This window comes from Ruegeria sp. YTSA219, from assembly GCF_059609985.1.
On the sequence record NZ_JBXWMT010000001.1, the window covers coordinates 434,783 to 447,583 of the forward strand.

Here is a 12,801-nt window from a genome sequence, read left to right on the forward strand (position 1 = left end):
GCGGCGGTTTTTTTTAGAGCTGACCGGTTTTCATAATTTCCAACAACGCCGACAGAACCGAGTTCACTGCGACCGATGCCAGGATCATCCCCATGACACGGCTGATGATGGCGGCGCCTGAATGGCCGATCAGCCGAATGATCGGCTCGGCCAGCAACATCAGGACAAAGGCAATCGCAACAACCGACAGCATGACCAAAGCCGTGATCCCCTGATCAGCAACACTGTACCTGTTGTTATCGGTCAAGATGACGATGGCCAGCATCGCACCTGGTGAGGCAAGCGAGGGGACGGCAAGAGGAAAGATCGCTGGGTTGTGTTTGTGGAGTTCGTCTTTGATGTCGTCCTCGGCAGCGCGCTGCTCGACTTCCTGTTTGGGCTCGCCAAAAATCATGGTCAGCGCGAACAGGAATAGGATAATGCCGCCAGCGACTTGAAAAGAGTTCAGGCCGATATCCAGTGCCTCGATCAGCAGTTGCCCGAAGACCAGGAAAAACAATAGAATCCCGGCGCTTATAAGCGAGGCCAAAAGCGCCATCTTACGGCGTGCGGCGGCCCCAAGCCCTGCGGTAACAGCGATGAAGACCGGGATTGTTCCAATAGGATCAATAACAACCCAAAGCGTGACAAAATGCTCAAGTAAACCGTTCAAAACTGAAATTCCCTTCGTTTATTCCGAAAGGCTATAACGTTTTGCCCGTCAAAACCATGTTTAGGCGCAATTTGCACGTTCCGCCTGTTCAAACGCCTCTGCGGTTGCATCAAGAACCAGCAGGATCGAGGCATGGCGGTTCTTATATTCCCGTGCGGGCATCAAAACCTCTAGCCCATCAAATGGGGCCTCGGGTGCCGATCCATCCTTTTTCAGCATCGCGGACAGTTGCTCGCGCGCCTTTTCGACCTGGGCACGCGTTGTTCCGACGATTGCCCCGCCAACAACCGAAGCGGAGGCCTGTCCCAAAGCGCAGGCTTTCACGTCCTGACCGAACTCTGAAATTCTGCCATCCTGAACTTTGACATCAACCGTGATGGTCGACCCGCATAGGGGCGAGCGTTTTTTCACCGTAGCGTCAGCGTCATCAAGCCGGCTTAGATGTGGAATGTCAGCAGCAAGGGCCAGAATTCGGCCAGAGTATAGCTTTATCAGGTCATTCTCGCCGGACATGGCTTTCCCTCGTTGAATGTTCCCAATACATAGTGGCCATCCACCGGGATGCAAAAGGTTTTTGTCATGTCTTCCTCAGTCGCGTTCGATGCATCGAGTTTGAAATTCAACGAGGCCGGGCTGATTCCGGCCATCGCTCAGGACGAAAATACGGGCGAGGTATTAATGATGGCCTGGATGAACCAGAGCGCCATTGAAAAGACGCTTGAAACCAGACGCGTTACCTATTGGTCCCGCTCGCGCCAGTCAATCTGGATCAAGGGCGAAAGCTCGGGCCATGTGCAGGAATTGGTTGATCTCCGCGTGGATTGCGACCGGGATTGCCTGCTTGTCCTTGTGCGCCAGACCGGTCCGGCCTGCCACACCAACCGTCGGTCGTGCTTTTACACAGCGGTCAGAGACGGGGACGAGGTCGAACTCATGGCCCCCATGGCCTGATCGGTCAAAGCCCGACCATCGCCCGAATATCTTCGGGCGTCGCCCCTTCGTCGCGAAACTTGGCAATGGCACGCGCATCGTCGCGTTTAGCCAGCCGTTTGCCGGCCTGATCGCGTATCAGGCGATGATGCAGGTAGATGGGTGTCGGCAAATTCAACAACGCCTGTAGCAGAACGTGGATACGTGTGGCTTCGAACAGATCCTGACCGCGAACCACATGCGTAACTTTTTGTGCAGCGTCATCCAGAACGACCGACAAGTGATACGACGTGCCTATATCCCGGCGCGACAGAACGACATCCCCAACCGTTTCCAACATCTCTGCCTGTGTGAACCGGACACCGCCGGATTCAGCGCCTGGACCTTCTCCAATCTCTTGAAACCATGCAGTGTTTTTATCGATCTGAAACAGGCTGGATGTTTGTTGCAAAGCTTCGGCCATATCCAATCGCAACGGAATACTAAGCGGGCGTGGCTTACCCGATGAACCCTGTTGTTTCCAACGTGTGCGACACGTCCCCGGATAGATAATCCCGTCCGGACCAAGAAGTGGGGCTCCTTCCTGGGGAGCGCTGGCCGCGTTGGCGATGTCTTTTCGGTTGCAGCTGCACGGGTACAGCAGCCCCCGCGACCACAGATCGTCTAGCGCGGCATCATAGATTGCGGTTCGCGTGGATTGGCACAGCACCGGTTCAGGCCAAGACAGGCCAAGCCAATGCAAATCATCGTAAATCTGGGTTTCCCATGCCGGGCGCGAGCGAGATCGGTCGATGTCCTCGATTCTCAGCAAAAACAGCCCATTATTCGACTTTGCAAAATCATGGGCCAACATCGCCGAATAAGCGTGGCCGAGATGCAGCGGTCCTGTAGGTGATGGTGCAAATCTGGTTACTAAAGTCACACTTTTTCAACAATATAAACGTCAGACTTCATGTCCATTCCCGGAAGGTGCGGGCCATATTCCCGGAACAGCAATCGTGCTGCGCCCATATCCAGCCACTCACTTAGGCGAACGGTATAGCTGTGATCTTCAAGCGTATGATCATTATAAGAAAAAGCTAAAAGACCGTGTGATGGCAATGCGTTTAGGAGCATATCCAGTGTCTCTGGCGGTGCGGCGCCGACGCCGATGACTCCGATCGCTGTGATTACTTTATATGCGCCAGCTTGCAGAGGGTTGGGATCTGTGATGTCGAAACTGGTTAGGTTGCGATAAACCCCCTTTGTAAGAGCGCCCTCTAACATCTGGGGGGTGGGGTCTATTCCGTCGATGACCTCAAATCCTACCGCGTTCAGTGCGACACCCGACAGACCGGTACCGCAGCCATAGTCCAGAATTGGGGTTTTCGTTTCAGGTAATTGCGACCAGAGAGCCCGGGCGATACGTCCCGGGGTCGCATAACCGTTTGACCCAACCTCATCATCATAAGACGAGGCCCATTTTTGATAATGTGCTTTGGTCGCCTGAGGCGAATCCAGCCCATAGACATCCTTTAGGAATTTATCGCTCATACCGATATGTTAGGACGTCGGGGCCGGACCCGTCCAGTCACCAATGCGCCAGCCACTTGGTCCATTCTTCCTTGGCCCGGTCAGTATAGGCCTTGTAGCGGTCTTTTCGGCCACGCCGACCGCCTTTTAACCCATCGACAGGACGGAACAGACCGAAATTCACGTTCATTGGCTGGAATGTCTTTGCCTCGGCACCGCCAGTAATGTGGTGGATCAAAGCGCCCATGGCACTGTCCTGCGGAACTTCGGGAACGGTACGGCCCAACATCTCGGCAGCAGCCAGACGTCCGGCCAAAAGACCCATCGCGGCGCTTTCCACATAACCTTCGACACCGGTAATCTGACCAGCGAACCTGATATTGGGCTTTGATTTCAGTCGCATCTGGGAATCCAGCAATGTCGGAGAATTGATGAACGTATTGCGATGAATACCGCCCAGCCGCGCAAAACTGGCATTCTCCAACCCCGGAATCATGCGGAACACATCGGTTTGGGCTCCGTATTTCATCTTGGTCTGAAAGCCGACAATGTTGAACAATGTGCCTAGCGCGTTATCCCGGCGCAGTTGAACCACCGCATGGGGCTTTACCTCGGGCTGATGCGGGTTCGTCAGGCCGACCGGCTTCATCGGTCCGTGGCGCAACGTTTCACGACCCCGCTCGGACATAACCTCTATCGGAAGACAGCCATCGAAATAGCCTGCGGTCTCTCCTTCATGGAACTCGGTCTTGTCCGCGGCCAGCAGGGCGTCGATGAAGGCGTCGTACTGTTCTCGGTCCATCGGACAATTCAGGTAAGCGGTGCGTTCTTCTTCGGTCTCACCCTTGTCATACCGAGATTGCATCCAAGCTTTGCTCATGTCGATGCTGTCTGCATATACGATTGGTGCAATGGCATCAAAGAACGCCAACGACTCGGCGCCGGTTTCCGCGCGGATTGCTTCTCCCAATCCAGCAGACGTAAGAGGGCCGGTGGCGAAAATCCATTGGCCGTCATCGGGCAGGGCGGTCACTTCTTCGCCAGTGATTTCGACAAGGGGGTGAGCCTTTAACCTGGCCGTCACAGATTCCGCAAACGGATCGCGATCCACAGCCAATGCGCCCCCGGCCGGAAGTCGGTGCGCATCTGCCGTTTTCAAGATCAACCCTTCGGCCTCGCGCATTTCCCAATGCAGCAGTCCAACGGCGTTCTGTTCGTCATCATCCGACCGGAATGAGTTCGAGCAGACCATCTCGGCCAAGTTGCCGGTCTGATGCGCAAAAGTTCCGACTTTTGGGCGCATTTCGTGAATCACGACCTCAACGCCCATTTCCGCCGCCTGCCATGCGGCCTCGGACCCGGCCATGCCGCCGCCCACGATATGCAATTTCTGTGTCATAAGCTGCCACATAGGGCACAGAAGATCACAACGCAACACAGCAGCGATGGCGCACGGGAAATCATGTTTTCAAGGGATTTTTGGGGTCGCCGATGCGGGAATGTCTGCGCCAGTGAGAGAAACCAGCTCGGAGGGACCTTCCGCCCACGGCGACCCAAAAAGTGTTCAAGGCCTCAGCCTCGTCTCAGCATTGTCACAGTAACGCCCATTTGAAAAGTCCAAAAATGGCGACATTGCGGAAAAATATGCATGACAAATTCCTTATTGGCTCCAATTTGGATCTCTTTTTCCGATAAATGCAGATATTCCTTCTTCGGTATCCCGATGCATCATATTCTGAGCCATTACCTCGCCGGTATAGGAATAGGCCTGATCCAATGGCATATCCAACTGGCGGTAGAAGGCCTGTTTTCCGACTTTCACGGCAGATCCCAGTTTGGAGGCAAGCTGCTCGGCCAGTGAAACAGCCTCATGCTCCAACAGCATTTCTGGCACCACGCGATTGACAAGACCCAGCTCAGCAGCTCGTGACGCCGGAATGAAATCTCCGGTCGTCAACATCTCGAAGGCGTGTTTGCGTGGAATGTTTCGGCTAAGAGCAACCATTGGGGTCGAACAGAACAGCCCGATATTCACACCGTTTACGCCAAACCGCGTCCCTTCGGCAGCTACAGCAAGATCGCAGGTTGCAACCAACTGGCATCCGGCCGCCGTAGCAATGCCGTGCACCTGGGCAATAACCGGCTGCGGAAGCGACTGAATCGAAAGCATCATTTTCGCACAGCGATTGAATAGGTCCTGGAAATAGGCTTTGCCGCCGTCTTCAGATTGGCGCCCAGCTGTCATCTGTTTCAGATCATGACCCGCACAAAAAGCTTTGCCTTTACCAGAAAGGATCACCGCCCGGATGGAACTGTCTTCGCGCAGAGCATCAAGTTCAGTCTGCAGCGCAGCCAGCATTTCGTCACTTAGGGCGTTGAGTCGGTCTGGCGCATTCATTGTAAGCCTAGCCACGGCGTCTGCGTCATTTCGTTCCAGAATTCCCATCTTGCCCTCCGATCTGATGTGAGGCCAACTCTAGGTCGGCAAATCCAGGAGGGGAAGTATGTCATTGGCAATGAATCGGGAGGAACTGGAGGATTATATGAGCCAAATCTTCCCCCAGGTCAGTCAGGATTATTCGGTCCAGGATCTGACCGAAGAGTCCATCGTCATGAGACTTGCCGTTGGCGATCGTCATTTGCGCCCCGGTGGGACCGTCTCGGGGCCGTCTATGTTTGGATTAGCTGATGTAAGCGTTTACGCACTGATCCTGGCGCGCAGGGGCCAGCAGTCTCTGGCCGTGACAACCGGTTGTTCAATGGACTTCATGCGTAAACCGGATGGAAATGCAGATTTGATTGCGCGCTGCACCTTGCTGAAGCTAGGAAAAACCCTTGCCGTAGGTGACGTTCTAATATTTTCGGAAGGGTCAGACAAACCCGTCGCTCGCGCAACGATGACCTATTCTTTACCACCAGAGGGGTCAGCTGCGGCAGCTTTTGGGTGAAAAAATGGCCGGGATAAACCCGGCCAAGGAAGAGGTCCCATATAGGGACTGGGGATTACCTAGCCCTGCCAAAAAGGGCGTTCGATCTCTCGTCTGGCCTGATAATTAGTCAGGCCCACATCCTTCAGCAGCCTGTCATCGAGATTGGACAAGTTAATTCGGCTGCGGCGTTGCCGCTCCCATTTTGTGACCGTCGCCGCAAACCGCACGGCCAGTGCGGCAATCAGCGGCAGCCGGGGGCTGTCGTTAAGCGCTATCAGGGCGGGGTTGTGCATTGCGCGTGTCATCTTGGGTTTCCTTTCAAATTGTATTGACACAAACGTAATATGTTCGGTATGAACAATTGATACATTCAGAATTGCGCTGCAATCAAAGGAAGAATTGTAATGGATACAATTTGGCCAGAGTCACTGCCTAAATCCAAAGGGCCAAAATATACACTGGTCGCCGATACAATTCGAAAAGCTATAGATAACAATCTTTTGGAAGTCGGTACAAAGCTGCCGCCGGTGCGGGAACTTGCCTATAGGTTACAAATCACACCGGGCACCGTTGCGCGCGCCTATACGATACTCACAGACGAAGGTCTGCTCAGCGCCGAAGTAGGACGTGGTACATTTGTGGCCCCGCCCAAGGCGCCTCTGCTCGATGATGTCTGGGCTCGGCAACTTCATCTCAGAGATGACAAATATGAAGCCAATGTCAGCCTGTTCAGCCCAAGGCTCGCCGATATGGGGCAGGTGGCCCTGATCCGCGAATGTATGCAGAAAGTGGCACAATCCGATCCACGCCTGTTTATGAACTATCCAACCCGCGATGCGTATAAACCTATGCGACAGGCTGTTGTAGATTGGCTTTCCGATTTGCCATTGGGACCAATTTCGCAGGACGATATCGTTCTGACCCACGGCGGACAAAACGGCCTTTGCCTTGTATTTCAGACAATATTACGCGGACCAAAGCCGATCGTTCTGGTTGAGGATCTGTCATACGCGGGGTTCCGACGCGCCGGTGAGTTGATGCGTGCAGAGGTCGTTGGCGTAAAGATGGACAAATGGGGCGTGGATCCCAACGCTATGGAGCATGTCCTTCGCCAGTCGGCGGCGCAGGCCATATGTGTCTCACCCGAGGTTCAAAATCCGACCGGCTCACATACGCCACTGGAACGCCGCAAAGAAGTTGTGGAAATCGCGCGGCGGTTTGGCGTCCAGATAATCGAAGACGACTGCTACCGCATGGGTGATGCAAGAGCGCCCAGCTATCGCGCCCTGGCGCCGGAAAGGGGATGGCATGTGTCGTCGATCTCGAAGATCTTGACGCCCGCACTGCGTGTCGGGTTTGCCATAGCGCCGCGCGAGCGCAGCGTTGATCTGCGCCGTTCAGCGGAATATGGCTATTTTGGCCTTGCTCAGCCGCTTGCCGAACTGGCGCGGCTGATGTTGTCTGATCCGCGGACGCGCCAAATCGCAAAAGATGTCCGGACCCGGATGGGGGAATATGTGCGCGTGGCCGTAAACGCCCTGGGTGGGTTCGACCTGAACTGGGCCTCAGATGTACCTTTTGTCTGGCTGAACTTGCCTTCTGGTTGGCGAGCGGCTGCGTTCAGCCGCGCAGCCGAGCGAGAGGGAATTCAACTGCGGTCTGCCGATGAGTTTGCTTTGCGTGACGGGCGCGCGCCCAATGCGGTGCGCATTGCCATGAACGGGCATGTATCGTTGGATCAATTCGAGGACGCAATGCAGCGTCTCAGGCGTTTGCTGGATAATCCACCCGAACAGATTTCGGTGTAAGGGGACGCTTAATGGATATTCGGGAAATGCGGGACAGGGGATTTGTCGTCACACCGATGCTCAAAAGTGACTTCGAAGACCTGCACCTTGCAGCCAGCGATCCGTTGATTTGGGCCGGGCATCCCGCCAAATCCCGCCATCAGAAGAAGTTTTCGCCCCTTATTTCGATTTTCTGTTGAGCGCAGGTGGGTCAGTGACAGTACACGAAGAGGCGACAGGCCGGGTCATCGGGTGCTCTCGCTATTATGAGCCTCCCGAAGTTCCCGGGGGCATCGGCATCGGATACAGCTTTATCACCCGTGATCACTGGGGCGGAGCCAGCAATCGGGCGATCAAATCGCTGATGGTAAATCAGGTGTTCGGCGAACTGGATGAGGTCTGGTTTCATATCGACCTAACCAACTTGCGATCACAAAAAGGGACCGCGAAACTTGGGGCGCGGTACGTTGATACCCGGCAACTTGTTCTTGGTACCGGGGCTGGGCAGTGGATGCGTTGGGTATTGACGGAAAAAGATTGGCAAAAACATGGGGTAAAATAATACCTATTTTGTAATACATTGTTTTTGCTAAGTTAAAACTGATTTGCGTGTATTGACCCGCCTTTCGCGTGGGTTTAAACCCCATCCATCGAATTCGGACCGCTCCGTATGGGGGCGGTCTTTCACATCAAACAGGACTATCCTGCCATGAAAACCTTTTCTGCAACACCTGCAGACATCGACAAGAAATGGATCCTGATCGACGCCGAGGGCGTTGTTCTGGGCCGTCTTGCCTCGATCGTCGCCATGCGTCTGCGTGGCAAGCACAAAGCGTCGTTCACCCCGAACATGGACATGGGCGACAATGTCATCGTGATCAACGCTGACAAAATCCAGATGACCGGCAAGAAGCGCGAAGAGAACTTCTACTGGCACACTGGCCACCCGGGCGGCATCAAGTCGCGCACCAAGCAGCAGATCCTCGAGGGCAAATACCCCGAGCGCGTCGTGACCCAGGCGGTCAAGCGCATGCTGCCGGGCAACCGCCTATCGCGTCAGGTTATGACCAACCTGCGTGTTTATGCCGGTGCCGAGCATCCCCATGAGGCGCAAGCGCCCGAAGTTCTGGATGTTGCATCCATGAACAAGAAAAACACCCGGAGCTAATGACCATGGCTGATCAGATCAATACTCTCGAAGAGCTGAGCGCCGTAGCAGGCGTTGAAGTTGTGGCCGAAGAAGTCATCGTGCGTGAACCCGTACGCGACGAACTGGGTCGTGCCTATGCCACCGGCAAGCGTAAAGACGCTGTTGCCCGCGTTTGGATCAAGCCGGGTTCCGGTAAGGTCACCGTGAACGGCAAAGACCAGGACGTGTACTTTGCACGCCCCGTTCTGCAGCTGATCCTGCGCCAGCCGTTTCAGGTTGCCGGCGTAGAAGGTGAGTTCGACGTTGTTGCAACCGTCAAAGGCGGTGGCCTGACCGGTCAGGCCGGTGCGGTCAAGCACGGCGTCTCGAAAGCGCTGCAACTGTACGATCCGTCGCTGCGTGGCGCACTGAAAGCCGCTGGTTTCCTGACCCGCGACAGCCGCGTTGTGGAACGTAAGAAATACGGTAAGCGCAAAGCGCGTCGTTCGTTCCAGTTCTCCAAGCGTTAATCGCTGGCACGAACCTTCAAGACTGTTTCAAACGGCCGCACAATGTTGCGGCCGTTTTTCTTTTGTTGATTGGGATTTGGTTTGCCGAATCTGTTTTCGAACTCAGCCAGCTGCTTTGGTTTCGATCAGCGGGGCCAGAATCTGGAACATGAAATCAGACAGAACCCTGTTGCCGTCGGCATTCAGATGACCATCGTATCTGAAATACAGATCTTTACCTGTGGAGCTGTATTCTTCGGTGAGGTAGGGCAACGCTTCGTGCCACTGAAATCCTTGCTCGGCCACCACACCCTCCATCAGGCGGTCGGGTAGGCCGGGATCAACCTCGGGATCAGAAGATGTTTTTGCGGCCTGGAGAACCTGAAACAACTGTGGGACAGACACGACCACAAGCTCGGATCCCTGCGACTGTGTGAAGGTGGCCATGCGGGTAAACACCTGCTTTGTCGTCTCGACTTTGGCCTGAAACAGCTCGCTCATCGGGGTGGTGAAAAACGCCTTTCGCGGCGTCATCAGGTACAGTTGGGTATAGCTCTGATCGTTGGCCATCAGCATTCGCTTTAACATCGTGACCGAGTGCAGCGAGGATTTCTTGATATTCCCGGACCCCACAACCGAGCTGACATCGCTGTAAGCGACATCAACGCCATCAACGGTCCGAATAGGCTCATTTGCAAACATATCGTTGGGAAGAAAGGTCACCAGCACAATATCGGGGTTATATTTTTCGCTTAACCGCTCAAGATACAGCGCCTGTTGAGATGTGTTATATCCCGGCACGCCTGCGTTGATCAGCTGCACAGACATGCCTTCATCCAGGAATTTCTGGGCCAAAAGTTCAGGCCAGATATTGCCCAGCTCGTTTGAAGCGCCGAAGGTAAATGAATCCCCCAGCAGCAGGATCTTGATGGTGCTTCCATCGTCTGCGGCATTGGCTGGAAAACGCGTTTCACGAAACCCGTTTTCGTCGACTTTATACTCGACCGTGAACTCTGGTGCATTGATGGCGACGACAGTGTTTGGCCTGTTCGTATGCCCGACGACCGGGTCCTTCAATCCAAGTGGACCACCCTCTGGATATGTTGTCAGAACGCCTTGTGGTGACAGCCAACGGATGCCCAGCTCCACACCAGCAAGAAGCGTTGCAGAGATCATCACGATGATCAGAAAGTTCAGAATTTTTGACCGCATTTTTTATCTAACTACCTAGAATACCATTTACTGAATTGGTCCCGTTTTCGTGGTAATGACGAGGACGCACAAAACACATTTCTGAATGTTGAGATTAACAGCCCGCACACGTCAAGCGTGAGACGAAAAGAAAGTCGCTCCAACACGGATTTGTCAGTCCGTTTCACGTCCTAAAGCCTGTTGAGCCAAAGTAAGGAATTTCTGCCGAGTCTGGTCGATCTTTCGTTTGTTCAGGCTTGGGAACCACCTGCGAACTGGGATCGCCTGCTTATTTCCGAAACTGTCTATCCAGACCCATCGTCCTGACCCGTCGGCCAGCGTCTGATAGACGATGTTGCCGGGGTTCTGGTTACTGACCAAAACGTTCTCTTTGACCAAAATGTCAAAATGCGCGTTCAAAGAATCCAAGTGATGCGGCTTAAGGCGACGGCTTTGGACCAAACCAATAAGGCTGGGCGATAGCTGTCCGTCAGGCTCGGAAATCCGCTCGTACATGAGCGCCAGACCCAGGTCCGTCTGAACCACACCTCGCACCTCACATACGGGGATAGGAGCAGCGGATTTCTGGTGACGCACCATAAGATCAAACGACTCGTGAAACTCGCGCAGAAATCCTTTGAACGCCGTCGAGCGTCGAAACATCCGATCAAACCAGGTATCCGTCACAAGATGAGCTTCGTCATCTATCGTCTGAGGTTGCGGGATCTTCAGCAGAGTGTCCGGCAGATCAGGGTGTTGATAGACAAATTGCCGATTACCCTGCGCGATGATCTTACGATCTTTCAACGACAACAGATTTTCGATTCGAGTTTTTTCCATTTGGCTTAACTATAGCGGTTTTGCATTGGAACCAATTATCCGCAGGTGGATAGCTCAAAACAAAATGAAAAAGCCGTCCGTATTGGAACGGACGGCTCGTGGTTTCTAACGCCTGAATGCTGATCAAACTCTGTTTTTCAGTCGTTACTCTTCGTGGACCAGCTTCCAAGCACGGTTTTCAACAACGCTCACAAACACCGTATCGGCACCTTGGTGGTCGTCCGGCGAAAACGAGATGTGGTTTCCAACCAGTTCGTCGTTGTAGTCCAGTGTCTCCATTGCAGCGATGAAACTGTCATGAGTCAGATCGGGGCCGGCGGTTTCCAGCGCCTTAACCATCATTTCAGCCGCGGAATAGCCCAACATCGCAAATCCAACGGGGTCTTCGCCTGTTGCAGCCTTATACTCTTCGATGAAGGCTGCAGGGGCCGGTTGATCCGCGCGGGCCCACAAATCCAGCCATGAGGCGGCGGCATAAAAACCATCCGTTACGCCACCCGGCACCTGGGCAACGACGGTCAGGAAGCTGGCTGATGTTCCCAAGAATTTCATATCCGTTAGACCCATCTTTTTGGCGGTGCCAACCACAGTGATCGCCTGCCGAACGCCAAGGGCCATAGTGACGATGTCGCAGCCTTCATCTCTGAGCTTGCTCAGAGAGCCCACGAAATCGGTCTCATCGGGCTTGTGGGTGGTTTCTGTGACAAAACCGATCCCAGCCTCTTCGGCACCCGCCTTGCTGCCTTCCAGAATCTCCTCGCCGAAATCGGTGGGCAGATACATGGTGCAGACTGTTTGCGATCCGAATTCGCCGGCCAGATAGTTCACGCCAACACGCGCCTGATCGAAATAGGTGGAAAAGGACGTGAATTTGTTGCGCACTGGTTCTTGCAGCATTTTCTGCGACGACGTCAAAGGCGCGACATTCGGAATGCCCTTGGGATCCAGCAGTTTGAATCCGGCCAGGTTCATCGGCGTACCCAGAGATTGCAACATCGCAAACACCTTGTCGCGGTTCAGCAACTTGTTGTAGCCCTGCATCGCGCGCGGCATCTGATAGCCATTATCCTCAACCACAAAACGGATGGTCCGACCGTGAACACCACCTGCAGCGTTTACGCGGTCGAACACCACATTGGCGCCTTTGGTGGCTGGGACACCAACGGCGGCGAAGATACCGCTCAGATCATTGACCGACCCGATTACGATCTCATCATCCGTAACACCCTGTGTCTGAGCGCTGGAGAGTGTCGCGACAGCCGTCAATACTGTGGCAGCGGACAGCCGTTTAATCAGATTCCTCATTATAATCCTCCCTTTG

At 54.2% G+C, this 12,801-nt stretch carries 17 protein-coding genes; 7 read left to right on the forward strand and 10 right to left on the reverse strand.

What is annotated here, in order from left to right; genetic code table 11:
- Positions 1 to 13: 13 nt before the first annotated feature.
- Positions 14 to 652, reverse strand: coding sequence for a MarC family protein (locus AC2FFB_RS02180; protein ID WP_496822705.1), 639 nt, complete (start codon positions 650 to 652; stop codon positions 14 to 16).
- A 60-nt stretch (positions 653 to 712) separates the two neighbouring features.
- The gene (locus AC2FFB_RS02185) at positions 713 to 1,165 is read right to left on the reverse strand and encodes an iron-sulfur cluster assembly scaffold protein (RefSeq protein ID WP_142633884.1); all 453 of its coding nucleotides are present in this window, start codon (positions 1,163 to 1,165) and stop codon (positions 713 to 715) included.
- A 48-nt stretch (positions 1,166 to 1,213) separates the two neighbouring features.
- Between AC2FFB_RS02185 and hisI the strand changes: the two genes are divergently transcribed.
- Positions 1,214 to 1,603, forward strand: coding sequence for a phosphoribosyl-AMP cyclohydrolase (hisI, locus tag AC2FFB_RS02190; RefSeq protein WP_496874443.1), 390 nt, complete (start codon positions 1,214 to 1,216; stop codon positions 1,601 to 1,603).
- Positions 1,604 to 1,607: 4 nt separating this feature from the next.
- On the opposite strand, the gene gluQRS is transcribed toward hisI, so the two are convergent.
- The 4 genes from gluQRS to AC2FFB_RS02210 form a co-directional block, all read right to left on the reverse strand.
- Positions 1,608 to 2,504 carry a tRNA glutamyl-Q(34) synthetase GluQRS gene (gene gluQRS, locus AC2FFB_RS02195; RefSeq protein WP_496874444.1) on the reverse strand — a complete coding sequence of 299 codons (897 nt, stop codon included), beginning with the start codon at positions 2,502 to 2,504 and terminating at the stop codon, positions 1,608 to 1,610.
- Positions 2,501 to 3,115, reverse strand: a complete 615-nt coding sequence (locus tag AC2FFB_RS02200; RefSeq protein ID WP_496822711.1) for a class I SAM-dependent DNA methyltransferase — start codon at positions 3,113 to 3,115, stop codon at positions 2,501 to 2,503. The genes gluQRS and AC2FFB_RS02200 overlap by 4 nt, the downstream gene beginning before the upstream one ends.
- Positions 3,116 to 3,152: 37 nt before the next feature.
- Positions 3,153 to 4,493: a methylenetetrahydrofolate--tRNA-(uracil(54)-C(5))-methyltransferase (FADH(2)-oxidizing) TrmFO gene (gene trmFO / locus AC2FFB_RS02205; RefSeq protein ID WP_496691256.1), complete on the reverse strand. Its 1,341-nt coding sequence runs from the start codon at positions 4,491 to 4,493 to the stop codon at positions 3,153 to 3,155.
- A gap of 261 nt (positions 4,494 to 4,754) precedes the next feature.
- Positions 4,755 to 5,540, reverse strand: coding sequence for an enoyl-CoA hydratase (locus tag AC2FFB_RS02210; protein WP_282021264.1), 786 nt, complete (start codon positions 5,538 to 5,540; stop codon positions 4,755 to 4,757).
- A 58-nt stretch (positions 5,541 to 5,598) separates the two neighbouring features.
- Here AC2FFB_RS02210 and AC2FFB_RS02215 point away from each other — a divergent pair, with 58 nt between their 5' ends.
- Positions 5,599 to 6,042 carry a PaaI family thioesterase gene (locus tag AC2FFB_RS02215; RefSeq protein WP_142633872.1) on the forward strand — a complete coding sequence of 148 codons (444 nt, stop codon included), beginning with the start codon at positions 5,599 to 5,601 and terminating at the stop codon, positions 6,040 to 6,042.
- 59 nt (positions 6,043 to 6,101) lie between these two features.
- Here AC2FFB_RS02215 and AC2FFB_RS02220 read toward each other — a convergent pair whose 3' ends face one another.
- Entirely contained in the window at positions 6,102 to 6,329 is a 228-nt protein-coding gene (locus tag AC2FFB_RS02220) for a DUF1127 domain-containing protein (protein ID WP_142633870.1), read from the reverse strand.
- Between the two features lie 99 nt (positions 6,330 to 6,428).
- Between AC2FFB_RS02220 and AC2FFB_RS02225 the strand changes: the two genes are divergently transcribed.
- The 5 genes from AC2FFB_RS02225 to rpsI all read left to right on the forward strand — a co-directional run bounded on the left by AC2FFB_RS02225 (position 6,429) and on the right by rpsI (position 9,470).
- Positions 6,429 to 7,832 carry an aminotransferase-like domain-containing protein gene (locus tag AC2FFB_RS02225; protein ID WP_496688042.1) on the forward strand — a complete coding sequence of 468 codons (1,404 nt, stop codon included), beginning with the start codon at positions 6,429 to 6,431 and terminating at the stop codon, positions 7,830 to 7,832.
- 11 nt (positions 7,833 to 7,843) lie between these two features.
- The gene (locus AC2FFB_RS02230) at positions 7,844 to 8,011 is read left to right on the forward strand and encodes a hypothetical protein (RefSeq protein WP_496874445.1); all 168 of its coding nucleotides are present in this window, start codon (positions 7,844 to 7,846) and stop codon (positions 8,009 to 8,011) included.
- 14 nt (positions 8,012 to 8,025) lie between these two features.
- Positions 8,026 to 8,373: a GNAT family N-acetyltransferase gene (locus AC2FFB_RS02235; RefSeq protein WP_496874446.1), complete on the forward strand. Its 348-nt coding sequence runs from the start codon at positions 8,026 to 8,028 to the stop codon at positions 8,371 to 8,373.
- Positions 8,374 to 8,520: 147 nt separating this feature from the next.
- Positions 8,521 to 8,979: a 50S ribosomal protein L13 gene (rplM, locus tag AC2FFB_RS02240; RefSeq protein ID WP_113790645.1), complete on the forward strand. Its 459-nt coding sequence runs from the start codon at positions 8,521 to 8,523 to the stop codon at positions 8,977 to 8,979.
- A 5-nt stretch (positions 8,980 to 8,984) separates the two neighbouring features.
- Positions 8,985 to 9,470, forward strand: coding sequence for a 30S ribosomal protein S9 (gene rpsI, locus AC2FFB_RS02245; RefSeq protein ID WP_271947073.1), 486 nt, complete (start codon positions 8,985 to 8,987; stop codon positions 9,468 to 9,470).
- A 102-nt stretch (positions 9,471 to 9,572) separates the two neighbouring features.
- Here the strand turns inward: rpsI and AC2FFB_RS02250 are convergent, their stop codons facing one another.
- The 3 genes from AC2FFB_RS02250 to AC2FFB_RS02260 form a co-directional block, all read right to left on the reverse strand.
- Positions 9,573 to 10,661, reverse strand: a complete 1,089-nt coding sequence (locus AC2FFB_RS02250; protein WP_496712481.1) for an SGNH/GDSL hydrolase family protein — start codon at positions 10,659 to 10,661, stop codon at positions 9,573 to 9,575.
- 153 nt (positions 10,662 to 10,814) lie between these two features.
- A complete protein-coding gene (locus AC2FFB_RS02255; RefSeq protein ID WP_281994629.1) occupies positions 10,815 to 11,480 on the reverse strand; it encodes a YrbL family protein in 666 nt (221 codons plus the stop codon).
- A 144-nt stretch (positions 11,481 to 11,624) separates the two neighbouring features.
- Complete coding sequence (locus tag AC2FFB_RS02260) at positions 11,625 to 12,785, reverse strand: ABC transporter substrate-binding protein (protein WP_496874447.1); 1,161 nt, start codon at positions 12,783 to 12,785, stop codon at positions 11,625 to 11,627.
- Between the last annotated feature and the right edge of the window lie 16 nt (positions 12,786 to 12,801).